Origin of the sequence: Cryobacterium algoritolerans (assembly GCF_004402785.1) — a bacterium.
Lineage (GTDB): Bacteria > Actinomycetota > Actinomycetes > Actinomycetales > Microbacteriaceae > Cryobacterium > Cryobacterium algoritolerans.
This window is the reverse complement of sequence record NZ_SOFP01000005.1, coordinates 1-24,072: the sequence shown is the minus strand read 5'-3', so window position 1 is coordinate 24,072 and position 24,072 is coordinate 1. Positions and strand designations below refer to the sequence as shown.

The 24,072-nt window shown below is 69.2% G+C and carries 19 protein-coding genes and 1 pseudogene; 12 read left to right on the top strand and 8 right to left on the bottom strand.

The window, feature by feature from the left end; genetic code table 11:
• Positions 1-74 precede the first annotated feature (74 nt).
• Positions 75-1,043 (top strand): agmatinase, encoded by a 969-nt coding sequence (gene speB, locus E3O19_RS00280; RefSeq protein ID WP_134564642.1) that lies wholly within the window; start codon positions 75-77, stop codon positions 1,041-1,043.
• On the opposite strand, the gene E3O19_RS00275 is transcribed toward speB, so the two are convergent.
• The gene (locus E3O19_RS00275; protein ID WP_134564641.1) at positions 1,040-2,029 is read right to left on the bottom strand and encodes an ADP-ribosylglycohydrolase family protein; all 990 of its coding nucleotides are present in this window, start codon (positions 2,027-2,029) and stop codon (positions 1,040-1,042) included. The two genes, speB and E3O19_RS00275, sit on opposite strands and share 4 nt — an antisense overlap.
• 252 nt (positions 2,030-2,281) lie before the next feature.
• On the opposite strand from E3O19_RS00275, the gene E3O19_RS17980 reads away from it, so the two are divergent.
• Genes E3O19_RS17980 through E3O19_RS00260 form a run of 3 tightly spaced genes read left to right on the top strand, consistent with a single transcriptional unit; the run spans position 2,282 to position 4,613 of the window.
• Positions 2,282-3,097: an amino acid ABC transporter substrate-binding protein gene (locus E3O19_RS17980; protein ID WP_134564640.1), complete on the top strand. Its 816-nt coding sequence runs from the start codon at positions 2,282-2,284 to the stop codon at positions 3,095-3,097.
• A 54-nt stretch (positions 3,098-3,151) separates the two neighbouring features.
• On the top strand, positions 3,152-3,820 hold the full coding sequence (locus E3O19_RS17975; protein WP_134564639.1) for an amino acid ABC transporter permease: 669 nt from the start codon (positions 3,152-3,154) through the stop codon (positions 3,818-3,820).
• Positions 3,807-4,613: an amino acid ABC transporter ATP-binding protein gene (locus E3O19_RS00260; RefSeq protein WP_134564638.1), complete on the top strand. Its 807-nt coding sequence runs from the start codon at positions 3,807-3,809 to the stop codon at positions 4,611-4,613. Before E3O19_RS17975 ends, E3O19_RS00260 begins: the two co-directional genes overlap by 14 nt.
• Positions 4,614-4,844: 231 nt before the next feature.
• Here the strand turns inward: E3O19_RS00260 and E3O19_RS18735 are convergent.
• Positions 4,845-4,982 (bottom strand): annotated as a pseudogene (locus tag E3O19_RS18735) (TerC family protein); the annotation flags it as partial.
• 161 nt (positions 4,983-5,143) lie between these two features.
• On the opposite strand from E3O19_RS18735, the gene E3O19_RS18730 reads away from it, so the two are divergent.
• The gene (locus E3O19_RS18730) at positions 5,144-5,344 is read left to right on the top strand and encodes a hypothetical protein (protein WP_420898568.1); all 201 of its coding nucleotides are present in this window, start codon (positions 5,144-5,146) and stop codon (positions 5,342-5,344) included.
• Here the strand turns inward: E3O19_RS18730 and E3O19_RS00250 are convergent.
• From E3O19_RS00250 to E3O19_RS00240, 3 genes are read right to left on the bottom strand one after another with little or no spacing between them, the layout of a single operon-like run.
• Positions 5,336-5,716 carry a DUF2834 domain-containing protein gene (locus E3O19_RS00250; RefSeq protein ID WP_134564637.1) on the bottom strand — a complete coding sequence of 127 codons (381 nt, stop codon included), beginning with the start codon at positions 5,714-5,716 and terminating at the stop codon, positions 5,336-5,338. The two genes, E3O19_RS18730 and E3O19_RS00250, sit on opposite strands and share 9 nt — an antisense overlap.
• A 21-nt stretch (positions 5,717-5,737) precedes the next feature.
• Complete coding sequence (locus E3O19_RS00245; protein WP_134564636.1) at positions 5,738-8,734, bottom strand: AAA family ATPase; 2,997 nt, start codon at positions 8,732-8,734, stop codon at positions 5,738-5,740.
• Complete coding sequence (locus E3O19_RS00240) at positions 8,731-9,918, bottom strand: exonuclease SbcCD subunit D (protein WP_134564635.1); 1,188 nt, start codon at positions 9,916-9,918, stop codon at positions 8,731-8,733. Before E3O19_RS00240 ends, E3O19_RS00245 begins: the two co-directional genes overlap by 4 nt.
• A 199-nt stretch (positions 9,919-10,117) precedes the next feature.
• On the opposite strand from E3O19_RS00240, the gene E3O19_RS00235 reads away from it, so the two are divergent.
• From E3O19_RS00235 to E3O19_RS00215, 5 genes are all read left to right on the top strand, one after another.
• On the top strand, positions 10,118-10,906 hold the full coding sequence (locus E3O19_RS00235) for a DeoR/GlpR family DNA-binding transcription regulator (RefSeq protein ID WP_134564634.1): 789 nt from the start codon (positions 10,118-10,120) through the stop codon (positions 10,904-10,906).
• Positions 10,903-11,874, top strand: a complete 972-nt coding sequence (locus E3O19_RS00230; protein WP_134564633.1) for a 1-phosphofructokinase family hexose kinase — start codon at positions 10,903-10,905, stop codon at positions 11,872-11,874. The genes E3O19_RS00235 and E3O19_RS00230 overlap by 4 nt, the downstream gene beginning before the upstream one ends.
• The gene (locus tag E3O19_RS00225; RefSeq protein ID WP_134564632.1) at positions 11,871-13,880 is read left to right on the top strand and encodes a PTS fructose transporter subunit IIABC; all 2,010 of its coding nucleotides are present in this window, start codon (positions 11,871-11,873) and stop codon (positions 13,878-13,880) included. Before E3O19_RS00230 ends, E3O19_RS00225 begins: the two co-directional genes overlap by 4 nt.
• Before the next feature lie 93 nt (positions 13,881-13,973).
• Positions 13,974-15,659: a phosphoenolpyruvate--protein phosphotransferase gene (gene ptsP, locus E3O19_RS00220; RefSeq protein ID WP_134564631.1), complete on the top strand. Its 1,686-nt coding sequence runs from the start codon at positions 13,974-13,976 to the stop codon at positions 15,657-15,659.
• A gap of 82 nt (positions 15,660-15,741) precedes the next feature.
• Positions 15,742-16,020, top strand: a complete 279-nt coding sequence (locus tag E3O19_RS00215; protein WP_134564630.1) for an HPr family phosphocarrier protein — start codon at positions 15,742-15,744, stop codon at positions 16,018-16,020.
• Between the two features lie 161 nt (positions 16,021-16,181).
• Here E3O19_RS00215 and E3O19_RS00210 read toward each other — a convergent pair whose 3' ends face one another.
• Entirely contained in the window at positions 16,182-19,733 is a 3,552-nt protein-coding gene (locus E3O19_RS00210; protein ID WP_134564629.1) for a TM0106 family RecB-like putative nuclease, read from the bottom strand.
• Between the two features lie 222 nt (positions 19,734-19,955).
• Between E3O19_RS00210 and E3O19_RS00205 the strand changes: the two genes are divergently transcribed.
• Both E3O19_RS00205 and E3O19_RS00200 read left to right on the top strand, forming a co-directional pair.
• Positions 19,956-20,231: a hypothetical protein gene (locus tag E3O19_RS00205; protein ID WP_134564628.1), complete on the top strand. Its 276-nt coding sequence runs from the start codon at positions 19,956-19,958 to the stop codon at positions 20,229-20,231.
• Positions 20,232-20,233: 2 nt separating this feature from the next.
• Positions 20,234-21,217, top strand: coding sequence for an FHA domain-containing protein (locus E3O19_RS00200; RefSeq protein ID WP_174776864.1), 984 nt, complete (start codon positions 20,234-20,236; stop codon positions 21,215-21,217).
• A gap of 138 nt (positions 21,218-21,355) precedes the next feature.
• On the opposite strand, the gene E3O19_RS00195 is transcribed toward E3O19_RS00200, so the two are convergent.
• Both E3O19_RS00195 and E3O19_RS00190 read right to left on the bottom strand, forming a co-directional pair.
• On the bottom strand, positions 21,356-23,020 hold the full coding sequence (locus tag E3O19_RS00195; RefSeq protein WP_134564627.1) for a DHA2 family efflux MFS transporter permease subunit: 1,665 nt from the start codon (positions 23,018-23,020) through the stop codon (positions 21,356-21,358).
• Entirely contained in the window at positions 23,017-23,823 is an 807-nt protein-coding gene (locus tag E3O19_RS00190; RefSeq protein ID WP_134564626.1) for a tryptophan-rich sensory protein, read from the bottom strand. Before E3O19_RS00190 ends, E3O19_RS00195 begins: the two co-directional genes overlap by 4 nt.
• Positions 23,824-24,072 lie beyond the last annotated feature (249 nt).

The window sequence follows — 24,072 nt, the reverse complement described above, 5'->3', positions numbered from 1 at the left end:
ACACCAATATTGCCTCTGAGACACTTTTAAATGCGTCACAGTGCCACCACTCGACTGATAAGCAAGGAACCGCCATGGTCAATGGAGACGCACCCCTCGGTCCGGTCGACGCCAGCCTCGTCCCGCGCTACGCGGGGATCGCCACCTTCGCCCGGCTCCCCCGCCTCGAAGACGTGAAGCGCGCCGATATCGCCGTGGTCGGCGTGCCCTTCGACTCCGGGGTCAGCTATCGCCCGGGCGCCCGCTTCGGCCCGGCGCACGTGCGCGAGGCGTCCCGCCTGCTCCGCCCGTACAACCCGGTGCAGGACGTCGAGCCGTTCTCCAGCCAGCAGGTCGTGGACGCCGGCGACATCGCCGCCAACCCGTTCAACATCACCGAGGCCGTCGCCCAGATCCAGGCCGCCGCGGCCGAGCTCTCCGCCGACGGCAAACGGCTCGTCGTCATCGGCGGCGACCACACGATCGCACTTCCGCTGCTGCGGGTCGTGGCCGAGCGGCACGGCCCGGTGGCGGTGCTGCACTTCGACGCGCACCTCGACACCTGGGACACCTACTTCGGCGCCCCGGTCACCCATGGCACCCCGTTCCGCCGGGCCTCCGAGGAGGGCCTGATCGACCTCACCGCGAGCCTGCACGTCGGCATCCGCGGCCCGCTCTACTCCCGCGACGACCTCCGTAACGACGAACGTCTCGGCTTCGCGATCATCGCGAGCCACGAGTTCGAGACCGAGGGTCTCCCCCGCGCCATCGAGCGGATGCTCGCCCGGCTCGGCGACCGTCCCGTCTACCTGTCCATCGACATCGACGTGCTCGACCCGGCGCACGCGCCCGGCACCGGCACGCCGGAGGCCGGCGGCATGACCAGCCGGGAGCTTCTGGCGATGATCCGCGCCCTGCGCGGCGTCAACCTGGTCGGTGCCGACGTCGTCGAGGTTGCCCCGGCCTACGACCACGCACAGATAACCGCCGTCGCAGCCTCCCACGTGGCCTACGAGATCATTTCCGCGATGACGCCGTCTGCTCAGGCGACGCCTTCCGCCTAACGGACCACGTGCAGCCGGAACGGCAGGGGCTCGGTGTCCTCGCCGAACCGGCGGCCGTGGGCGCTGAGCACGGCCAGGCTCACCAGATCCGGCCCTCGGAGCCCAGGCCAGCCCTTGACCAGGCGCCGCCAGGACTCCGGCACGGCCGCGAGCCCCCAGCGCGCGGCCAGGAGCGCACCGGCCGCCGCCGCCACCGCATCGGTGTCACCGCCCCCGCGGACGGCCGCCTCCACGCCTCGCCGCAGCTGGCCGGCATCCGCCTCGGTGTGGCTGATCGCCGACCAGGCAGCCTGCAGGGTTTGCACCACCCAGCCGTTCCGGGGGAAATCGGCGGGCCGCTTCTGGGCGGCCTCGGCCAGCCGCGCCGCCCACACGTCCCTGCGGGCAGGCGGAAGCAGGTCAAGTCCGATTCGGAGGTCGATCTCCCCCTCGAGCACCGCGTGCCGGAGGGCGAGTCCGAAGAGCACGCAGGCGTCGCCGGCATCCGACTCGACATGGGTCAGCTCGCTGATCAGGCGGGCGACCTCGGCGAGCGCGGCCGGGTCGTCCAGGCAGGCCAGTGCCACCGGGGCGGTGCGGAGGAGGGAGCCGCTGCCGGCGCTGCGCCCGGTACGGTCGTGCTGCTCCCTGGCCATCCGCCGGATCCCCGCCGCCGTCGGTTCGGTGCCGGAGAGCACCGCGCCGAGCTGGATCCCGGTGTATGGCGCGGACCTTGCCCAGACCGCCCATTCGGCCACGATCTCATCGAGTACGGCATCGGCGGCGAGGTTCCGGTCCTTGGAGGCAGCGGTCGCGATTGGCACGGCCATGGCCGTGTAGTCCGTCCATTCCCCGAGAGTCCAGTGGAAGCCGCCGCCTCCACGCATGCTGACCGGGGTGTTCGCCGGAAGCGGGCCGGCGAATTCGTACCCTGCGCCGAGGGCATCCCCGCAGGCAAGGCCGAGGAGCACAGCGGCCGATCGATCGTGTTGGGCAGGCGTGAGCATCAGGGGACTCCTTCGGGTTGAGTCGACGGGCGCAGCCTACTTCGGCTTGGAACGACCGGCAAGGCGTTGACTGCAGACCCGGATCCGTGCACGTAACCGTGCGTCACGGGAATATGCGCGGCAGCAGGACGCTTGTTAGTCTTCGGACGTCGTCTTCGGGCGCACCACGGAGATCCAGCACCCTGCGATTTCGTCACTCGGGACCGTCGCCACCCAGGCGTTCCCACCCGCATCCCGGTTAGGCCAGAAATAATGAAGCTCAAGATCATGTCGGCGGTTCTTCTCACAGCGGTCGCCGTTTCACTGGCCGGCTGCTCCGCCGGCGGGGCAGGCCAGGGCAAGACGGCCGCGACGGGCAACGACACCTCGCTGTCGTCCGTGCAGAAGGCCGGCACCCTCACCGTGGGCACTGAGGGCACTTACCGCCCGTTCTCGTTCCACGCCGAGGGCTCCGGATCACTCACCGGGTACGACGTCGAGGTCGTGCAGGAGGTCGCCGCGAAGCTGGGCGTCAAGGCCAGGTTCGAAGAGACCCAGTGGGACGGCATCTTCGCCGGGCTCGAAGCCGGCCGGTTCGACGTCATCGCCAACCAGGTCTCGATCACGCCGGAGCGCACCGCGAAGTACGAGTTCTCGACGCCGTACACCTATTCCACTGGCGTCATCGTCGTGAAATCGGACAACACCTCGATCACCTCGTTCGCCACGCTGGCCGGCAAGACCAGCGCCCAGTCGCTGACCAGCAACTGGAACGCACTCGCCACGAAGAGCGGCGCGAACGTGCAGGCGGTCGAGGGCTGGGCCCAGTCGGTTGCCCTCGTCGAACAGGGCCGGGTGGATGCCACGGTGAACGACACGCTCACCTACCTCGACTACAAGAAGCAGACCGGCGCGGCCGGACTCAAGGTCGCCGCGACCACCAAGGACCAGTCCGAGAGCGCGTTCGCGTTCGCGAAGGGCGGCACCAAGCTGGCCGGCGCCGTCGACAAAGCCCTCGAGGAGCTCCGCACCGACGGTACCCTGGCGACGATCTCCGACAAGTACTTCGGGGCCGACGTCTCAAAGTAGCCTGAGTCTGCGCCGCCCACCGTCAGCCTCGAGCAAGATCCTGGACCTCTCCGCATGAACCAATCCACCTGGGACCTGTTCCTGAGCTCCCTCGGGCCGATCATCATGGGTGCCGTCACCGGAACGATCCCGCTGGCCCTGGTGTCGTTCGCCGTGGGCCTCGCCCTCGCCCTTCTGCTCGCGCTGATGCGGCTGTCCCGGCGACGGTGGCTCTCCTCGATCGCCCGGGGGTACATCTCGATCGTGCGCGGCACCCCGCTCCTGGTCCAGTTGTTCGTGATCTTCTACGGACTGCCGTCGTTGGGAGTGCTGATCGACCCCTGGCCGAGTGCGGTGATCGCCTTCTCGATCAATGTCGGCGGCTATGCCGCAGAAGTGATTCGCGCTGCGATCCTGTCCGTGCCCAAGGGCCAGTGGGAGGCCGCGTACATGATCGGCATGTCCCACCGTCGCGCCCTGACCCGAATCATCCTGCCCCAGGCGGCCCGGGTGTCCGTCCCTCCCCTGTCGAACACTTTCATCAGTCTGGTCAAGGACACCTCCCTTGCCTCGCTGATCCTGGTCACCGAGCTCTTCCGCCAGGCGCAGCAGGTGGCCGCCTTCAGCCAGGAGTTCATGCTGCTCTACCTCGAGGCCGCCCTGGTCTACTGGGTGATCTGCCTTGCCCTCTCTTCGGTGCAGGGCCTGCTCGAGAAGCGATTGGACCGCTATGTCGCCCACTGACCTGCCGACGGATGCGGCGCCCGCCGATGCTCCTGCAGTCCAACCGCTGCTGACCGTGCGGGGCCTGCGCAAGAGCTTCGGCTCGAGCCTGGTGCTCGAATCGATCGACCTCACCGTGGGCCGCGGCCAGGTTCTCGCCCTGATCGGGCCGTCCGGCTCGGGGAAGACCACCATCCTCCGTTGCCTCAACGGTCTCGAGCTTGCCGATGGCGGCACCATCACAATCGGCGGGGAGGTCTCCGTCGATTTCGGCACCGCACCGGTGCGGAAGGAACTCACCGCGCTGCGCGACCGCTCGGCCATGGTCTTCCAGAACTACAATCTCTTCCCGCACAAGACCGTGCTCGAGAACGTGATCGAGGGTCCCATCATCGTGCAGGGCCGGCCACGCGCGGAAGCCACGGAGCAGGCACTCACCCTGCTCGACCGGGTCGGCCTGGCCGAGAAGCAGGGTGCGTACCCGTTCGAGCTCTCCGGTGGCCAGCAGCAGCGGGTCGGGATCGTCCGCGCCCTCGCGCTGCGCCCACAGCTGCTGCTCTTCGACGAGCCGACGTCGTCGCTCGATCCCGAACTCGTCGGCGACGTGCTGCGACTGATCAAGGAACTTGCGGTCGAGGGCTGGACCATGGTGATCGTCACGCACGAGCTGGAGTTCGCCAGGGAGGTCGCCACCGAGGTCGCCTTCGTCGACGGCGGAACCATCGTCGAGCACGGCGACCCGAAGCAGCTGCTGCGCAATCCCACCCAGGAGCGCACCCGCCAGTTCCTGCACCGGCTGCTGTTCCCGTTCTAGGGCCGGCGCCGCCAGGCGTTCACCGTCGCGATCGCCTGGTGTGCGATCGGCGTGAGTCTGCTCCCCAGATCGGTCGAGAGCCGTCACACGGAGGCTGAGCACAACCGAGACAGCGATGATCGACGCGACGACGAACAACGACAGCGCGGTCGGGACGTGGAACAGGTCGAGCAGCAGCATCTTGAAGCCCACCCAGACCAGCACCAGCGCGAGCCCGATCTTCGGGTAGACGAACCGGTGCATGAGGTCGGCGAGGAGGAAGGACATCGCTCGCAGGCCGAGGATTGCGAACGCATCCGCGGCGAAAACGATGAACGGCTCGCTGGTGACCGCGAAGATGGCCGGGATCGAGTCGACCGCGAAGACCACGTCGGTCACCTCGACCAGCACCAGTACCAGCACCAGCACCAGCACCAGCACCAGCACCAGCACCAGCACCAGCACGGCCAGCAAGGGGGTGGCCAGGAGCACTCCGCCGCGGCGGATCACGAGACGAGCCGGTGAAATACTGCTGGCCGAATTCGGCTCCGATGACGACCCAGATACCGAAGCCGATCGCGACGAGCACCCAGGCCGCCGACCAGGCAGCAGTCTCGCGCACCCCGATCACCTGCGCGTTGCGGTGGGCGAACAGGTCGATGGCGAGCATCGCGGCGATGGCGCCACAGACGATCAACCAGGCGGAGAGGGGAACATCCAGCAGTGATGCCGCGGCTGGGAAATCACCGTGAGCCGGCGCCGAAACGGGCACCGGGCGGGCGTCTGGCCGCGGCGACGCGGCCGGCCTGAAGAGTGCGTTCCCGCATCGCGAGGAACATTGGGAAAGTGAACGCGAACGCGGTCAGTCCCGACAGCACCACGTACACCCAGCCCCACCTCATCCCGAGCCGGCGTGCCTCGACAAGGATCAGGATACTGCCGGCCACCGCGGCGACGAGCAGGTCGACCGTCAGGGAGGAGACCGCCGGGCCACTGCCCACCCAGTCGCCGATGAAGTCCCGCAGCCCGACGATCGCGAGGACGTTGAACGTCCAGGTGCCGACCAGCCCCGCAAGGCTCAGGGCCAGGTAGACGAGCGCGAGCGGTGTCCAGTGTTTGGTCATGGGGCCAGTATGCCCTCGCCGTTACACGGGGACCAGCGCGGGTTCGATCTCACTGCAGCCCTGGTCGGTCACGATGATCGACAGTTTCGCGGGGATCTGTTCCTTCATCGAGTCGACGTGGCTGATCAGCCCGATGGTGCGGCCGCCCGCCCGCAACCCGGCGAGGGTGCTCATCGCCGTCTCCAGGGTGGCGCTGTCGAGCGAACCGAATCCCTCGTCGACGAAGAGGGTGTCGAGGGCGATTCCACCGGCCTGGTTCGAGACCACCTCGGCCAGCCCGAGCGCCAGGGCCAGCGAGGCCAGGAAGGTCTCGCCGCCGGAGAGCGACTGGGTCGGGCGAGCACGCCCGGTGTGCTCGTCCCTGATCGCCAGGCCCAGCCCCGACTGGCTACCCCGATACTGCAGCGAATCGTCGTGTTCGAGTGCGTAACGGCCCCCGGTCATGATGCCCAGCCGGCCGTTCGCCGAGGCGATGATCTGCTCGAGCTTCGCGGCGAGCACATAGGTTTCCAGGCGCATTCGTTTCATGTTCGGTTCCTCCCCGTGCACGACCGCGGCAAGCGCCCGCACCTGGGCCTGGGTGGCCAGCAGTTCAACCGACGCGTCGAAGCACGACCGAGCCTCGCCGAGGAGGCCCGTCGTCACGGTCACCCGCTCGGCCAGGGAGGCGCGGTCGGCGATCGCCGTGTCGCGGAGGGCCGCGGCGGCGGCCAGGTCTCGCCGTGCCGGCGCCGGATCGACGGGTTCGTCGGGAAGGCCGCCGAGTTCCGGCTCGGCGAGCACAGCGAGCGCGGCGGCCGTCTCACCGTCGTGGCGCCGGATGCGCGCCTCCACCTGGAACAGGGCCGCCTCGGTGAGCCGGGCGGCGACCGCGGCCGCTTCGTCGGCAAAGCCTTCGGCAACCATTTGGGTCTGCGCCATTGCGGCCGCGGCGTCGCAGACCACAGCGTGCTCGCGGCTGCGGTCGAGGGCGTCGTCGAGGGTGCGTGCCGCGTCGAGCTCCCCCTGTAACCGGGCGACGAGTTCGGTGACGGATGCGCACCGGCCGCGCTGCGCGGTGACCCGTTCGAGGATCCCGGCCTGCTGGCTCTCGCGTTCGGTGAGCCGGGTGGCGTCCTGCTCTTTGGCCTGCCGCGCCTCTGTCAGCGCCCGACCGGCCTCCTCGAGTTCGGCGCGCAGGCGAGCCTTCTCGGTCTTCAGAGCGGCCTCACGCGCTCCCGCCTCGCGCGCGGCCGTTAGGTCTCCGACCGCGGCCGCGACGTCTGCCTCCAACTCGTCGACGCCACTGTCGCCCGCCCGGGTGCGGGCCTCGGTCAGACGCAGATTGATCTCCTGGATCCGGGCGCGGGTCTGTTCGAGCGCGGCCTGGCCTGCCACCATCTGCAACCGGGCCTCCTCGATGTCGGTTTCGGTGACCGGTTCGCCCCTGCTGATTGCCCTGGCCGGGTGGACGGTCGAGCCGCACACCTCGCACGCCTTCCCCTCGACGAGCTGTTCAGCCAGTTCGCCGGCGTGGCCGGCGAGCCGGCGGTCGACCAGCACTTGGAAGTGAACGGCGGCGGCGGTGTTCTCGGCGGCCGCCTCGATATCGGCCTGGAAAGCCCCTTCGAGCTCCACGCCGCACGCACTCACGACTTCCGTTGCGGCCCTGGCGGCCTCCAGCCGGGATAACGTGGCGCGCGTCTCCGCCTCGCGAGCGGCGGCGAGGGCCGCAACAGAGCGGTCCCGGTCGACGGTGTCGATCTGTCCGGGCAGCCGCTCGACCCTGGCCGCGGCGGCATTGAGGGCCTCGAAGTGCAGGGCGAGCCTGGCCCGCACCTCGGCCAGCTCGCGCTCGAGGCCAGGCAGCATATGTTCGGCGACGAGCACATCGTTGAGGGAACCGAGCCGCCCGAGCAGGTCGTCGATGACCGTACCGAGGGCCTCATGCGATGCGGTACCGGCGGCTCCGACGTCGGCCGGACCGTCGCACGGTTCCTCCTCGGCGAGGGCGCACCACCGATGGCGGGCATCCGTTTCAACGGCGAGGGCCGTGGCGAGAACCTCCTCGGCCTGTCGCCGTGCCGTGAGGAGCGGCCACACCCGCGCCGCCCGCGTAGCGGCCTGCACGGCAACGCGGTCGACGTCGACGGAATCCCTCCGGCCGGCCAGGGCCGCCGCCTCCGCGGCCGCCGTGTCCCGCCTGTCCTGACGCCGTCGCAGGTCTTCCTGCACCTGATGGTGCAGGGTGGCAGCGGTCACAACGGTGTCGGCCTGTTCGGCGGCGTCGATCGCCAGGTCGAATTTTCCGTCGAGCCACTGTTGGGCCCGGTCGAACCAGTCGCGGTCGGCGGTTCCCTCCGCCGCTTGGAACTGCGCTTGGCCGGCCACGGCCGCCGCCAGCCCGGCCAGACGCAGCACTACGGCGGCCAGCTCGTCATCGAGGGACTTGCGCCGGTCGATCAGTCCGGTCTCCAACTGTTCGAACCTAATGGTGCCGAACAGGGTCCGCAGCACGGCTCGACGGTCGTCCGTCTTGGCCAGCAGGAATCTCTGGAACCGGTTCTGGGCGAGCAGGATCACCTGGAGGAACTGGTCCTGTTTGAGCGGCAGGATGCCGGTCAGCTCATGGCCCACATCGACCGGCCGGGTGGCGATGGTGCGCCAGCCCTCACTGCCGCGGCGATCGAGCCGGGCATCCGGCTGCGCCATGGTCGTGCCGGCGCCGCGCTTCTTGGCCTTCTCGTACCGCGGGGTGCGATAGAGGCGGTAGTCCTGCTCGCCCAGCCCGAAGTCGAGTTCGACGAAGGTCGGGTCCTCCGGCTCGCAATAGTCGCTGCGCAACTGGGACTCCGTGCCCTCGAAGCGGGGAACGTTGCCGTAGAGCGCGAAACAGATGGCATCCAGGATGCTGGACTTGCCGGCCCCGGTCTTGCCGGTGATCAAGAAGATCCCATCGTCGTCGAAGCGCTCGAAGTCGATGGTCTGCTCGTTTTTGTACGGTCCGAACCCGGCGATCCTCAGTCGTTTGATCTTCATGCCGTGATCTCCCCCAGAGTGTTGGCCGCAAGCAATTCGGCGACCAGGTCGCGTTCGAACTCGGTCTGGCCGACCCCGTTGCGCACGAACTCGAGGAACCCGGCAACAATCTCATGGTCGTTCTGCTGGTGCAGACGCTCGCCGTAGCTGGCGGCATCCGTTTCAACGGTGACCGAAGGCCGGTGTTCGACGGTGACGCAGTGTGGGAACCGTTTCTGCAGGCGGCGCATTCCGTCGAGGGGACGCACCTGGTCGGTGATCACGGCCGACACCCAGTCGGACTCGAACCGTGAGAACTCGTCGGCCGTGAGTACCTCCTCGATCTCACCGGTGAGCACGGAGAGCCTGCGGGGAACGGGGAGCCCGACCCATTGGACCTCGGCAGCTCGGTCGGCACGGAGGTCGACGAGCCAGGCACCGCGGGGCTTGCCTGCCTCAGAGAAGGAGTAGTGCAGGGGCGCCCCGGAGTAGCGCACCCGGTCCGTGAGCGTGGCCCGGCCGTGGATGTGACCGAGCGCGACATAGTCGGGCCCGTCGCTCTGCGGGTCGTCGGCCGGGCCGAAGACAGCGACCGGCACCAGGTCGAGGCCTCCGGCGGTGATGTCCCGCTCGACCTCGGTCGCTTCGGCAGCCGGCGTCACCCCGGCCGCGAAGCAGTGCGCCAGCACCACAGAGCGTCCGCCGCGCAAGGCGAGGTCCTCGCGGATCCGGCGCATCGCGAAGGTGAGCACCTGCTCATGGTTTCGCAGCGTCTCCCCAGGGAACAGGTGCCGGATCATCGCCGGTTCCAGGTAGGGAATGCCATAGAAGTGCACGGGGCCGTTCGCGTCGCCGATGGTGACGGGTTCGAGGAACTGGTCGGGCCTGGTGATGACGTGAATGCCGGCCAGGCCGGCCCACTCCGACTGGAAGCCGAGGCGCGTGGCCGAGTCGTGATTGCCGCTGGTCATCACGACCACGGCGCCGGCCGCCCTGAGCTCTCGCAACACCCTGGCCAGGAGCGAGTAGCTGTCGGCCGACGGCATCGCGGAGTCGAAGACGTCACCGGCGACGACGACGACATCCACCTGCCGGTCCCGCACCACCTCGACCAGCGCCGCGAACACCGCGCCCAGGTGCGCCAGGGTGGAATGCGTGTGGAAGGTGCGCCCGATATGCCAGTCCGAGGTGTGCAGGATCTTCATGGTCCCCACGCTACGTGCGACCGCAGACATCCCTCCGGGGAATCGCCCTCGCGGCCGCCGACGACGGTGAAATCGCTCCTCCGCCATCCAGATCTATTCTTTGTTTGTCTGTGTTTGTCTTGACAAACAAAACCAAACACAGGTAGCGTGAATATTATTCATACCAGTGGCCACGGTCACTCAACGCCCCGGAGGTCTCATGTTCGCGGAAGAGCGTCAGGCCCTGATCATCAATCTGGTCTCCAGTTCGAGTCGGGTCACGGTCAGCGAACTCGCGACCCGTTTCGACATCACCCCGGAGACCGTGCGGCGGGACCTGGACACCCTCGAAGGCGCGCGCCAGTTGCGCCGGGTACACGGCGGCGCGGTGGCCCTGGACCGGCTGAGCATGTCAGAGCTGAGCCTCGAGGAACGGCAGACCCAGCACCACGATCAGAAGGTAAGGATCGCCGCCGCCGCCTTCACCCTGATCCCCGCCAGCCAGACCGGCTCGATCCTGCTCGACGCCGGGACGACCACGGAACTCCTCGCCGACCTCCTCGTCGACTGGGCCCCGGCCGACCAGGGAGACGAGCTCCTCGTCATCACCAACGCCGTCCCGATCGCCACGAAGCTGGCCGGCAACGAGGACATCCAGTTGTACATCCTCGGCGGTCGCGTGCGCGGTCTCACCCGGGCCGTCGTCGGGCCGAGCACCATCGCCCAGCTCGACGCCCTGCGCCCCGACATCGGCTTCGTCGGCGCGAACGGAGTGCACGCCGAGTTCGGTTTCAGCACACCGGATGCGGTCGAGTCAGCCGTGAAGACAGCCATCGTCCGTTCGGCCCGGCGCGTCGTCGCCTTGGCCGATTCCTCCAAGCTCGACAAGGAAACCCTGCTCCGCTTCGCGGCCCTCGGCGAAATCGACGTGCTGATCACGGACGCCCCACCATCACTGGAACTTGCCGCGGCCCTCGCTGCGGCCGACGTTGAGGTTGTGATCGCGTGATCATCACGTTGACCCCCAATCCGAGCCTGGACCGCACGATCGCGCTGAGCGGGCCGCTCGCCCGCGGCGAGGTGCAGCGGGCCGTCTCCTCACACGAGGAACCGGGCGGTAAGGGCGTCAACATCTGCCGCGCCCTCGAGGCGTCCGGCCTGCCGAGTCTCGCCATCCTGCCCGGCGACGAGTCGGACCCTGTGCTGCAGGGGCTGCGCACGGCCCGAATACCCCACCTGGGCATGCCGATCGGCGCGGCGATTCGGAGCAACGTCGCGATCACGGAACCCGATGGCACCACGACCAAGGTCAACGTGCCCGGACCGGTGCTCAGCACCGAACAGCAGCACGCGCTGATCGAGCTTGTGCTGGAGCAGGCCGACGGTGCCGACTGGCTCGTGCTGGCCGGATCCCTGCCCCCGGGGGTACCGGTGGACTTCTACGCCGACATCACCCGCCGGCTGCGGGCCCGATATGGCGCCGCCGCCCCGAAGGTCGCCGTCGATTCGTCGGGCGCACCGCTTGCCGCCGCCGTGACCGCGGGCCCCGACCTGATCAAGCCCAACGGCGAGGAACTGGCCGAACTCACCGGCATCCCCGACGCCGACGCGCTCGAGGCAGACCCGGCCCTGGTCGCCAGGGCCTCTGAACGCCTCGTCGCCGCCGGGGTCGGCGCCGTGCTGGCCACCCTCGGCGCCCAGGGCGCCGTGCTGGTGACCGATGCCGGCGCCTGGCTCGCCCGGACACCGCCGATGATCGCCACCAGCACCGTCGGTGCCGGCGACTCCTCGCTGGCCGGATTCCTGCTCAGCACCATTGCCGGGGCGTCCGCACCCGACTCCCTTCGTCAGGCCGCCGCCCATGGGGCGGCCGCCGCGTCCTTGCCGGGCTCGACCGTGCCGGCAGTGAACCAAACCAGACCGGGCGACGTCACCGTGACGACGCTTGTTACCCATCCAAAGGAGGATGTCCAGTGAGTGCACTGATCACGCCGGAGCTTGTTGCTCTGGATAAAAATCTCGGAGCCGCTCCTTCGAGCGTAATCCGGCATCTTGCCGAGCTGATCGTCGGCGCCGGCCGGGCCACCGAGATCGAGGGCCTCTATGCGGATGCCCTCGCCCGCGAGGCGAAGACGGCCACCGGTATCCCGGGCGGCCTCGCCATCCCGCATTGCCGTTCCTCCGCGGTCACCGAGCCGACGCTGGCGTTGGCCCGGTTGACCTCGCCCGTCGATTTTGGAGCCAAGGACGGCCCCGCCGACCTCGTCTTCCTGATCGCCGCACCGGAGGGGGCCGACCAGGAACACCTTAAGATCCTGGCCAAGCTCGCCCGTTCCCTGTTGAAGAGCGACTTCACCGCCGCCCTGCGCGACGCGAAGTCGCCGGTCGACATCGTCGAACTCGTCAGCAACGTCATCACCCCGGTCACCGTCGGTACGGGTGCGGATGCGGCGGAGAACGCCAACGCCGGTACCAGGTCCACCTCCACCTCGACCGCGGTCAAGCGCATCGTCGCCGTCACCGCCTGCCCCACCGGAATCGCGCACACCTATATGGCTGCCGATTCCCTTGTCGCGGCGGCCAAGGCCGCCGGCGTCGACCTCCAGGTCGAAACCCAGGGCTCCGCCGGCCTGACCATGCTCGACCCGGCCGTCATCGCCGCCGCGGACGCCGTCATCTTCGCCGTTGACGTCGACGTGCGCGGACGCGAGCGCTTCGCCGGCAAACCGGTCATCCAGGCTCCCGTCAAGCGGGGCATCGACGAACCGGCCAAACTCATCCAGGATGCGCTGGCCGCGGCCAAGAACCCGAACTCGCGTCGCGTGGGAGGCAATGTCGGCGTCGTCGAGACCGACACCAAGAACGAGCACTTCGGCCAGAAGGTCAAACGTGCCCTGCTCACCGGTGTCAGCTACATGATCCCGTTCGTCGCCGGTGGAGGTCTCCTCATCGCCCTCGGCTTCCTGCTCGGCGGCTACGAGATCACCAAGGTCGCCGACGTCGTCGTGCTGCAGAACAGCCTGTTCAATCTCCCGGAGGGTGGCCTGCTGATCTACCTCGGCGCCGTCTTCTTCAAGATCGGCGCCCTGTCAATGGGCTTCCTGGTCCCCGCGCTCGGCGGCTACATCGCGTATGCGATCGCCGACCGTCCCGGGATCGCCCCCGGCTTCGTCGCCGGTGCCGTCGCGGGCTTCATGGGTGCGGGCTTCCTCGGCGGCATCGCCGGCGGCCTCCTCGCCGGTGTCGCTGCCGCGAGCTTCGGCAGGCTCAACGTTCCACGCTGGCTCCGCAGCCTGATGCCCGTTGTCATCATCCCGCTGGTGGCCTCGATCGTCGCCTCCGGCCTGATGTTCCTGGTGCTCGGCGGACCGATCGCGTGGCTCACATCGGTGCTCAACACGTGGCTCACGGGCATGAGCGGCGTCGCGGCGATCATCCTCGGCCTCATCCTCGGCCTGATGATGGGCTTCGACCTCGGCGGCCCGGTCAACAAGGTTGCCTACGCCTTCGCCGTCGCGGGACTCGGCACCGCAACCATCGCCAACCAGGCTCCGTGGCAGATCATGGCCGCCGTCATGGCCGCCGGCATGGTCCCGCCGCTCGCGATGGCCCTGGCCACGGTGGTCGACAAGAGACTGTTCAGCCTGGTCGAACGTGAGAACGGCAAGGCGGCCTGGCTGCTCGGAGCATCCTTCATCTCCGAAGGTGCCATCCCGTTCGCCGCGGCCGACGTGTTCCGGGTCATCCCGGCCAGCATGATCGGCGCCGGCGTCACCGGTGCCCTGTCAATGGCCTGGGGAGTGACGTCGAAGGCGCCGCACGGTGGCATCTTCGTCTTCTTCGCCATCGACAGTTTCCCGCTGTGGGCCCTCGCGATCGCGATCGGCACCGTCGTCGCGGCGCTCGTCGTGATCGTGCTCAAGCGCTATGCAGTCAGGAAGTCCAGCGTCGACGCGGAAACCCCCGCACTCGTCAACGCCTGATCAAGGGTCGGCCGCCGTGTCACACGCATGGCGGCCGACGCGTAGCATGAAATAGCGCGGGCAGATCGCTGCGCAAGAAAATGAGGTTATCCCGTGCAGAATTACTCTGGAGTTGGCGTCAGCCCAGGACGGATCATCGGATCCGTCCGACAGATGCCGAAACCGGTCAGCGAACCCCCATTAGGTGAACGGCTGGCGTCGTCAGCGACAGTGGACGAGGCCACGGCCGGCCTGCGCGCGGCCTCGAAGGTCGTGCAGGCCGAACTCCAGGGTCGCGCCGCCGCTGCAACGGGAGCCAGCAAGGCAGTCCTCGAGGCCACGGCGCTGATGGCGGCGGACCCGATGCTGATCAAGGCAGCAATTAAACTCATCGCGACCGGTACCTCGGCGGAACGGGCCATCTGGGAGTCCGGCGCCTCCGTCGCCGAGATGCTGCACAACCTCGGCGGCTACATGGCCGACCGGGCCACGGATGTCCTCGACGTTCGTGCGCGCATCGTGGCCGAGCTCCGCGGGGTGCCCGCGCCCGGCATTCCGCAGTCCACCGAACCGTTCATCCTTGTCGCCGAGGACCTCGCCCCCGCCGACACCGCCACCCTCGACCCGGCGAAGGTCCTGGCCCTGGTCACCTCCGGCGGTGGTCCGCAGTCGCACACCGCCATCATCGCCCGCGCCCTCGGCCTGCCGGCCGTGGTGGCCGCCCCCGGCGTCGACGAGCTCGTCGACGGCACCGAGGTCTATGTCGACGGGGCCGCCGGCACCGTCAGCGTCGACCCCGGCACCGACGAGCAGGCGCAGGTCGCGGCCTGGTTGCTCGCCGCGGAGACCCTCGCCGTGTTTGGCGGCACCGGCAGCACCGCCGACGGTCACCTCGTGCCCCTGCTTGCCAATGTGGGCGGCGCGGTGGACGCGGTCAAGGCCGCCGAACTCGGCGCCCAGGGCGTCGGCCTGCTCCGCACCGAGTTCTGCTTCCTCGAGCGCGACACCGAACCGACGATCGACGAGCAGGTTGTCGCCTACCGAGGCGTGTTCGACGCGTTCCCGGGCAAGAAGGTCGTCGTGCGCACCCTGGACGCCGGCGCCGACAAGCCCCTCCCGTTCCTGACCGACAGCACCGAACCCAACCCGTCCCTGGGCGTGCGTGGCTTCCGGACTGATCTGACCACCCCCGGCGTGCTCAAGCGCCAGCTCACCGCGATCGCCACCGCGGCAGCCGACTCCCCCGCCGAGGTGTGGGTGATGGCGCCGATGATCGCGACCGTCGACGAGGCCGCCGACTTCGCGGCGATGTGCCGGGTCGCCGGACTCAAGATCCCCGGGGTGATGGTGGAGGTGCCCTCCGCGGCACTGCTCGCCGACCGGATCCTCGGCGAGGTCGACTTCGTCAGCCTCGGCACGAACGACCTCACCCAGTACACGATGGCCGCCGACCGCCAGCTCGGCACTCTTGCCGCACTGAACTCGCCCTGGCAGCCGGCCGTGCTTCACCTGATCAAACTGACCGTCGCCGGTTCCATCGCGCAGGGCAAGAACAAGCCCGTCGGCGTCTGCGGCGAAGCCGCGGCCGACCCGGTGCTCGCCGTGGTGCTCGTCGGCCTCGGCGTCGCGTCCCTCTCGATGACCGCCCGTTCGCTCTCCGCCGTCGGCGCGGTGCTCAAGAGCGTCACCCTCGACGAAGCGAAGCGCCTGGCCGAGCTGGCTCTCTCCGCCCGGAACGCAGGCGAAGCGCGCACCCGCGTGCGCGCCGAACTGCCGATCCTCGAGCAACTGGGCCTCTGAGCCCCGACGCACCATTTCGCGTCGCGTCGCGGCGCACCACCGTCGCCGGGCACAGCCCGGCGAGCACCAAATAGGAGGAACCATGTCCGAACGTAAAGCCACCATCGCCAGCCGGGTCGGCCTGCACGCCCGCCCTGCGTCCATCTTCGCCGCGGCCGTCGGTGAACTCCCGATCGAGGTCACCATCGCCCTCGAGACCTCCCCGGTCGAAGACGCGATGGATGCCTCGAGCATCCTGAGCCTGATGAGCCTCGGCGCCGCCAACGGCGACGTGGTTGTGCTCCGCGCCGAAGGCGATGGCGCCGTCGAGGCCCTCGAAGCCCTCGTCAAGATCCTCGAAACCGACCTGGACGCCGAGTAAGACCGCACCGGTCAGCCGGGTCGCGCCGACCTCGGCCGGCCCGACCCGGCCCGGAACAAGCACCGTCGTTGTCAGAACGACGGTGCTCGCTCCGTTGAGCTGCAAGCCCGGTCAAGCGGCAACCCCGGTCAGTCGTCAGGCCGGTCAGTCGGCAACCCCGGTCAGTCGGCAGGCCGGGCCAGGCCAGACAGAGTCGGCCTCCCGGCGCTGCCCGCGACGGGTGTCACCAGAGTGATGAACGCGCTCAGCTGGGTAAGCACCTCGATGCTGGTCGGCAGGGACTCGGTCAACGCCGGCGAATAGACCAGCCAGGCCGCCCACTGTGCCCGGGAGATGGCGACGTTCAGTCGGTTCGCGAGAAGCAGGAATTCGAGTCCTCTCGGCACGTCCTCGGCGGCCGAGGCCGCGAGCGACACGATCGCGACCGCTGCCTCCCGGCCCTGGAACTTGTCCACTGTTCCGACCGGCACCAGGCCGAAGCCGGCGGCCGTCAACCGGCTGCGGAGAAGTTCCACCTGGGCGTTGTACGGCGCCACGACGATGACGTCTTCCTGGCCGAGCGGGGCAGTGACACCGGCGGATGTCCAGGGTCGCCCCAGCAGGTCCGCCACGAGCCCGACCACCTCCTCCGCCTCCTCGACTGATGAGGTGGCGTTCGCGGAATGCGCCACCGGCCGGGGGTGCAGCCCGGGGTCCACCCCGGCCAGGCTGCGGTCCGACGGGTGCGAGAGCAGCTTGCCTTCGTAGGACAGGGCCGAGACCGGAGCGCAGACAGCGGGGTGCATCCGCCAGCTGGTGGCGAGGAAGTAGCCGTATACGGCCGGGAGCACCCGGTGCCCGTCGCTGAGCCAGCCGAGGGCGGATTCGTCGACGGGCTCGGGGTGGGTGCCCTGGCTCACCTGCGGCAGCTGCTGTGGGTCTCCCAGGAGCAGCAGCCGCTCCGCTGAGACGGCTGCGGCGATCGTGCCGGCCAGGGAGAACTGACCGGCCTCGTCGACGACCAGCAGGTCGAGGGACCCGCGCGGCAACCGGTCGGCGTTGCTGAAGTCCCAGGCGGTGCCGCCGACCACCCAGCCGCCGGGGCGGTCGGTGAACGTGCCGAAGGTTTTCGTGTCGAGAAGGGTCCAGGGAACGGGCTTGTTCTCTTCGCCCTGCCTGGCCTTCTTGCCCACCCGGTCGGGGTTGAGGCCGACTTCAACGCCGGCGGCGAGCACCGCGCGGAGCATGTTCTCCACTGCGGCGTGGGACTGGGCGACAACTCCGACGGTCCAGCCGTGCTTGACGACGAGGTCGACGATCACCCTCGACCCGACGTAGGTCTTGCCGGTGCCCGGCGGGCCCTGCACCGCGAGGTAGGAATGGTCCAGGCGGAGCAGTCCGTCCAGGATGGCCGTCTGCACGTCGCCGTCTCGCGGCCGGGCCAGGCCGGGCTCCGAGTCGCCTCCGGGTGCGTCGCTCGTGCCGGCCAGACGCCACGACGGCCGGAGCCGCGGCGGCCGGCGCCGCAAAAGGTCGAACGCGGCATCCGGCAACGGCACCGGCCAGACGCCGAGCACGGCCCTGCCCCACTCCGAGATCGCACCCACCTGGCTCCCGGCCGGCGGCGGGGTGCCGGGGGTCAGCGCGATCGGCAGTTCGTGGTGGGTTGGTGCGTCCCGCTCGAGGATCTCCTCGACGAGGAACACCGACTCGTCGATCACCTCGACGATGGTGGCCCTGTCGTGCGCGGTGCGCGCGCCCGGCTCGGCGCTCTGCCGGATCGGCGGATACGGCGGGTCGTAGAGCAGAAACGGCTTCTGCCCGACCTTGAGCGAGCTGCCCGGCGCCAGCGAACCCGACAGCCGTAGCAGGCGCCGGTCGAGCAGTTGCCGGCCCTCCCGGTGCCAGCCCGTCTGTACGGTGGCGGAGTCGACGATGAGCACATCCCGGGTGTCCGCCCACTCGTCGACGGGTGAGCCGAGGCGTGAATAGTGGTCCCACCAGAACGATTTCTGCTCCCGCCGGTGATAGTCGATCGCGGCGGCGGCCAGGGCGAGGGCGGTCTGGTCGGCGTTGCGGTCGGCGGGTGCCACCGCGGCGAGGAGGGCGGCAAGCTCGAGGTAGACGGGGTCAGGCTCGCGCACCGGAAGGTCGAAGGCCAGGTCCACGGTCGACGCCGCCGGAACCCGGTTCTCGGCGGCGCGGCGCAGCAGCCAGTCGCGCAGCCGCAGGGTGGACCGGCAGTCGTAGGCGTTGTAACGGGCGATATCGGCGAGCACGCCCGCCGCGGCGGCGTGGTCACCGTCCGCCAGCAGTTCCCGGGACCGCACGTATTCGGCGATCGAGTCGGCGGCGTTGGCGACGCCCTCGCGTTCGTCACTGCCCATGTAGAGCGGCTCGAGCTTCTTCAGTGAGTAGCTGCGGCTGCCGACGCGCAGGCCCTGCCGCACGACCGGGTAAAGGTCGACGAGCACGTGGTCCCTGAGCAGGCCGTCGACGGCGTCCTCGCCCACTCCGTGCCTGGCCGCGAGGGTGAGCAGGTGGGTGCGTTCATAGGGCGCGTAGTGGTAGATGTGCATCCCCGGATGCCGCTCTCGCCGCTCCCGCAGGTAGTCCAGGAACTCGACCAGGGCCAGGCGCTCCTCGGCATGGTTGTGCGCCCAGAAGGAGCGGAAGGTGTCGTCCGGTTCGACCAGGCCGAAGAGGTAGTCCAGCCCCCAGGCGACGCCGGCCGGGCCGGCCTCGCCGCCCCCCGTGTCCTCCTGGTACAGCGGGTCGCCCTCGAAATCGAAGAAGATGTCGCCCGGGTCGGGGGCAGGCAGCGCGGCAAGTGCGAGCGGGTTGATCACCTCCCAGTTCACGGGCCGGTCGGCGTCCGGCTGCGTGATCTGGAGCCTGGCCTGCTCGCTGAGCGTGTGCAGCGTGGCATCCGAGAGGCCGGGGACCGGGCCGGCCGCCGCCGCCAAATGCTCGATCGTCGCCATGCCGGCGGCGCGCAGCTTCGCGCGCTGGCTGAGCCGCAGGTTGGCCACGAGCAGCACGTCGCGGTGCCGCTGCACCTGTTCGTCGCAGACGTCGCACCGCCCGCAGGCGGTGTAGCGCGAGTCGCCCCACTCGGTCGGCCCGGTGTCGGCGAGTCTTTCGTCGACGAGGCGTTCCAGCCTGGCCCGGCGAGTGCGGAAGACGGGCAGGATGTCCCGCAGCCGATGCGAACTCGTGCGTCCGTCGCCGAGCAGGAGATGCACCTGCTCCCCCGTGGCGATGCCCATCCGTTCGAGCTGGTCGCTGTATGCCGCGAGCTGCAGCAGCGCGGTGATCTTCGCCTTGCGCGCCAGTTTCGTGTCGTACACCTCGTAGGTCGAGCCGTCGTCGGACCGGATGATGAAGTCCGCGTAGCCGAGGAATCGGCCGTCGAAGAATGCGGCTTGGAACACCACTTCGGCGCCGCCGGTGAGCGCGGCCTCGCTCGCCCGCACGGCGGAGCCTATCTCGGCGAGGGCCGGGCGTTCGATCTCGACGACCCGGCGAGTCCTCCGCAGGCGGGTGAGCATCCGCAGTTCGTGAGCGTCGCCCAGTTCGGCGGTGCGCGTGAGCATGGCGTCGGTGGTCTCCGCGATCGGGCCGATCCGCCCGAGCTTCGCGTCGAGCCTGCGCATCAACGCCCACTCGCAGCCGGCCGCTGCGCTGAGGTCGCTCGCGGAATAGACGATGGTGCCGGAATCGAGCAGGAACACGGTGGCCTCCAGGGGTGCTCCCCCGAGGCTAACCGAACCCTCCGACTGTGTCGCCCTGAGAGCCTGCTGTGTATTCGCTCCGGGTGGTCCGGCCTCAACTAGCCTGAGCCTGTCGGCAGTCAGGAGCGCAGCTGGTTGCCGGAGCAGACGGAACCGAATCCGGGACGGTTCTGCCTCTGACTGACCCACGCTGATCCCGGTGAAACCGAAAGAGAGTGCACCGTGACCGACGATTCGACCACAGACCAGACCTCCCCCGCCGGCACCAACACGAAGGCTCCGGATGCCCACAGCATCCAGGACTGGACCGACCTCGGCAAGGAGATGTGGTCCTATCTCACCGGCAAGAGTGCCGTCATCAACTACAGCTTCATCGACATGACCGTGGAGGTGCCTCGGGACATCGGCCCGGATGCACCACGGGCGACCTGGAAGCTGAACGGGACCCTGCGCGTCACCACGAGCGAGAACGCCGGCGCCGAATCCCTCCCCCAGTAGCCATGACCGCGACCACCCGGCTGGACATCGACCTGGCCTTCTCCCTGGTCCAGCCGAGCCCGACCGTCGAGGCGATGTCCGGCACGGTCACGGCCGCCGGCCTGGACGTGGAGATCTTCGCCAGCCAGCCCGAGCTGTTCGTTTCCCGGGCGGTGAGGCTGAAAGACCTTCGGAGCATCGCGTCGGATCTTGCCGAGCGCGGCCTGACGGTATCGGTCAGCGGACCGAATGGCCTCATCGTTCGTGTGGGGGCGGTGGCGCCGCCCCCACTCCAGCGGGTCCTGACGGGGTCGTCTCATATCGTCCTCGGCAGCAGGGCCGCACTCGCGCCGCTGCTCCGGCGGAGGTCCCGACGCCGGGGGGCGCCACCGCTCCCCACCGTGCCGTTGCCGCCGTCGACCATGTTTCCCCTGGCACCGACGTTCGACCGGCGGATCCGCCGCCGGATCACGACGACGCACTACACGCCGGGCGCCGGACGACCTCGGCTGGTGTTCGTCGTCGGCTCGGAGAATTGGAACGGACAGCCACCGCGAGAATTCGACCTGCTGCCCGGAGTCACCACGATCGGGTCCGGGCCGGACTCCGACCTCCGGCTGGACGGTCTGCAACCGCTGCACGCGGAAATCCGGCACGATCGGGACGACGAATACGTCCTGTTCCCCCTCGGCCCGGTGGCCGGAGGCGCGAAGCGGGAGGTTCGGATGGGCCAGCCGCACGGCGGCGGACAGGTTCTGCGCACCGGTGCCCGGATCGAAATGGGACCGTGGCGGATGGCCTTCTTCCGGGAGGAGTACGCCGATCACGGTCGACCGTTCGGCGGTCGGCTCGGCGGCGAGCTCTCCCTCCAGAGGCCGCAGCCCACCCGCCGCCCCACGGCCCGACCGGAGCGCGCCGGACCCACCAGTCCCGGCCAGAGTACAGCTCCGCGGAATCCCGACCCGCACCCCGATCTCGGTGGGCGACTGGACGATTCCGAGATCTAGGCGGCCGCACCGCTCGCGGCGCACCCAGAGGAAGCCGGCGCACGTTACTTCGTGCGCCGGCTTCCCGGAGCTGCGCCGCGACGGATACCGCCGCGCCGCGCCGCGCCGGATACCGCGGAGCCGCGCCGACCGACGCTCCTACGCGGGAGAGCCGACTCCGGTCGACGCGGCATCCATTTCTCGGGGCGCCTGGTGCGGAGCCGTACCGGACAGCCTCAGCGTGGCGAGGAAGCCAAGCACGAGAAACCCGGCGGCAGCGAATGCGGAATACCGGGTGCCCTCGCTGAACGCGTCGCGTGCAGCATCTGCGAGGGCCGGGCTCCGGGCTTCGAGCGCGGGGATCGCCGCACCCGCACTGTCCACGACGGCGTCGACGACCTGAGACTGCGCGGCCGCCGGGAGGCCCGGGACGTCGGCAAGTTTCGCGTCGAGCGATGCACCGACCGAGGTGAACAACACGGTGCCGAGAACGGCGATGCCCAGAGCGGAGCCGATCTGCCTGGCGGTGCTCGAGGTGCCGGAGCCCTGGCCGCTCTTCTCGACCGGTACGTCCTTGAGCACGACCCCGGTGAGCTGCGCTGTCGCGAGGCCGACGCCGATGCCGTAGACGAAGAGAAACGGAACGACCGACAGCCAGGTGGCATCCTTCGAGATGACGAACCCGAGACCGGTGACGCCGATGATCTCCGCGACGATGCCGAGCCGCACGATGGTCTCCGGCGAGATCTTGTTGCCGAACGCGCCGGCGAGCCCACTCGCCACGAAGGAGCCGAGGGCAAGGGCGAGCAGCACGAACCCGGTCTGCAGGGCGTCGTAGCCGAGTACGTTCTGCAGCCAGAGCGGCAGGGACAGGATGATCCCGAACTCGCCGAGCGAAACGATCATGGCCGCGATGTTGCCGTTGCGGAACGAGGCGATCCGGAAGAGCGAGAAGGCGAGCAGCGTGGTGCGGCCCGTGCGCTGACGGTAGAGCCCCCAGGCGACGAACGCCGCCCCGGCGACGAGCGTGATCGCGAACGCGAACGGGATCGGCGACAGCTCGAACGGCCAGGTCCAGTCGCCGACCACCATCGCCTTGTTGGTCAGCCACCAGCCATAGCTGCGCCCCTCGATCAGCCCGAAGACGAGCGACGCGCTGGTGAGCACGGAGAGCACCGCCCCGACAACGTCGACCCGGCGCGGCTCGCCGGCATCCTTGGATTCGACCACGAAGGTGAGCACGCCGATGACGATGATGATCCCGAGCGGCACGTTGATTCCGAAGGCCCAGCGCCAGGAGAAATAGGTGGTGAGCCAGCCGCCGAGCAGCGGTCCGACGGCGACCATGCCACCGATGGTGGAGCCCCAGATGGCGAACGCGATGCCGCGGTCGCGACCGCGGAAGGTGGCATTGATCAGCGACAGCGTGGTCGGCAGCACCATCGCCCCACCGACTCCCTGCACCAGTCGCGCGCCGATCAGCAGGTCGCCCGATCCCGCGAATGCGGCGAGCACGGATGCCGCGGCGAAGACGACGACGCCGAGCAACAGGATGCGGCGGCGCCCGTAGCGGTCAGCGAGGGTACCGAACACCAGCAGCAGCGCCGCGAACACGAGCGTGTAGCTCTCCTGCACCCACTGCACCTGGGTGGAGGTGATGGCGAGGTCGGCGACGATCGAGGGGATGGCCACGTTGATGATCGTGGAATCGACGATGATCAGCGCGACGGCGACGCTGATGAAGACCAGGCCGGCCCATCGGCGACGGGGAGACCCCGTCACCTGGGCGGATCGCGCTGCACGGTCTGACGTGGGGATGGTCATGCGGTGGCCAATCGAGGAGGGACGGATTTCGCACTGCGCAGGCGCAGGGAGAGGGTGAGAGTGACGATGACGGCGACGGAGACGAGGGCCGCGACCGCGGCGGGGGTGGAGAGCGGGCTGCCGGTGAGCCGGGCGACAGCCAGCCAGGCCAACCCCCAGGACAGGGACAGGGCGGGAGTGAGCCGCCCCCGGCCGGCGACGGCGATCAGCACGCCGACGAGTCCGGCGACGACAACGACGCCAACCGCCCACAGGTCGGCCGAGGCGCCGAAGCCGTCGAAGCCTGCCGCGACCAGGGCCGCGGTCACGTTCGCGGCGGTGGCCACGCAGACCCAGCCGAGGTAGAGGCCGATGGTGCCGTCGACGAGGACGGTCTCAATCAGGTTCTTCGGCCGGGAGGCCAGGGTGATCCGGAACGCCAGCACCAGCACGGCCAGCAGGAGCACGATCACCGGCACGCTCAGCCAGAGCTGGTCGAACTGCACACTCAGGATCCACGCCGCGTTCAGCAGGAGCGATCCGGCAATGGGGTAGCCGAGGCGTCGCTGGCGGGCATCCGTCTTCTGCGTGGGCAGGAATTGCCAGATGGCGTAGGCGATCAGGCCCACGTAGATCGGGGTCCAGATGCCGAAGGCCGGAACGGCGGGGGCGATCGGCGTCGCGTCGGCGGCGAGCGCACCGCCCGACGCGTTCTGGATCGGCGTACCGCCCGCAGCGCCCGAACCGATGAATGAGCCGATGATGGCCAGGACCGCGCTGACAAGCACGATGCTTTGGCGGAGAAGGTCGCTGCCCTGCTTCATCTCATCCTCCTGATAGTCAATTAGCCTAGCTAGTTGACGATAGCACCGGAGGGGAGTCGTGAAAAGTTCCGTCCGAACCCGGTCTGGTCGGGCCAGGGCGGATCAATCGTCAGGTCAGTAGTTGTAGGCGATCGAGCAGGTCTGTTGGTTCGCGGTCTGGCCGCGCAGGCCGGCGATCGTTTCCGGCGCGGCGGGGACCGGCGTGGCGGCCGGGTCGCCGGTGGCGGTCGGGGCCGGCGTGGCGGCCGG

What these genes read in the sequence shown, in the direction of transcription:
- E3O19_RS00250 (WP_134564637.1), bottom strand. Translation starts at nt 5,716, where the DNA reads ATGACCAAACACTGGACACCGCTCGCGCTCGTCTACCTGGCCCTGAGC.
- E3O19_RS00275 (WP_134564641.1), bottom strand. Translation starts at nt 2,029, where the DNA reads ATGCTCACGCCTGCCCAACACGATCGATCGGCCGCTGTGCTCCTCGGC.
- E3O19_RS00235 (WP_134564634.1), top strand. Translation starts at nt 10,118, where the DNA reads ATGTTCGCGGAAGAGCGTCAGGCCCTGATCATCAATCTGGTCTCCAGT.
- E3O19_RS00240 (WP_134564635.1), bottom strand. Translation starts at nt 9,918, where the DNA reads ATGAAGATCCTGCACACCTCGGACTGGCATATCGGGCGCACCTTCCAC.
- E3O19_RS17980 (WP_134564640.1), top strand. Translation starts at nt 2,282, where the DNA reads ATGAAGCTCAAGATCATGTCGGCGGTTCTTCTCACAGCGGTCGCCGTT.
- E3O19_RS00200 (WP_174776864.1), top strand. Translation starts at nt 20,234, where the DNA reads ATGACCGCGACCACCCGGCTGGACATCGACCTGGCCTTCTCCCTGGTC.
- E3O19_RS00260 (WP_134564638.1), top strand. Translation starts at nt 3,807, where the DNA reads ATGTCGCCCACTGACCTGCCGACGGATGCGGCGCCCGCCGATGCTCCT.
- E3O19_RS00245 (WP_134564636.1), bottom strand. Translation starts at nt 8,734, where the DNA reads ATGAAGATCAAACGACTGAGGATCGCCGGGTTCGGACCGTACAAAAAC.
- E3O19_RS00195 (WP_134564627.1), bottom strand. Translation starts at nt 23,020, where the DNA reads ATGACCATCCCCACGTCAGACCGTGCAGCGCGATCCGCCCAGGTGACG.
- E3O19_RS00215 (WP_134564630.1), top strand. Translation starts at nt 15,742, where the DNA reads ATGTCCGAACGTAAAGCCACCATCGCCAGCCGGGTCGGCCTGCACGCC.
- E3O19_RS17975 (WP_134564639.1), top strand. Translation starts at nt 3,152, where the DNA reads ATGAACCAATCCACCTGGGACCTGTTCCTGAGCTCCCTCGGGCCGATC.
- E3O19_RS00190 (WP_134564626.1), bottom strand. Translation starts at nt 23,823, where the DNA reads ATGAAGCAGGGCAGCGACCTTCTCCGCCAAAGCATCGTGCTTGTCAGC.
- speB (WP_134564642.1), top strand. Translation starts at nt 75, where the DNA reads ATGGTCAATGGAGACGCACCCCTCGGTCCGGTCGACGCCAGCCTCGTC.
- E3O19_RS18730 (WP_420898568.1), top strand. Translation starts at nt 5,144, where the DNA reads ATGACGACCCAGATACCGAAGCCGATCGCGACGAGCACCCAGGCCGCC.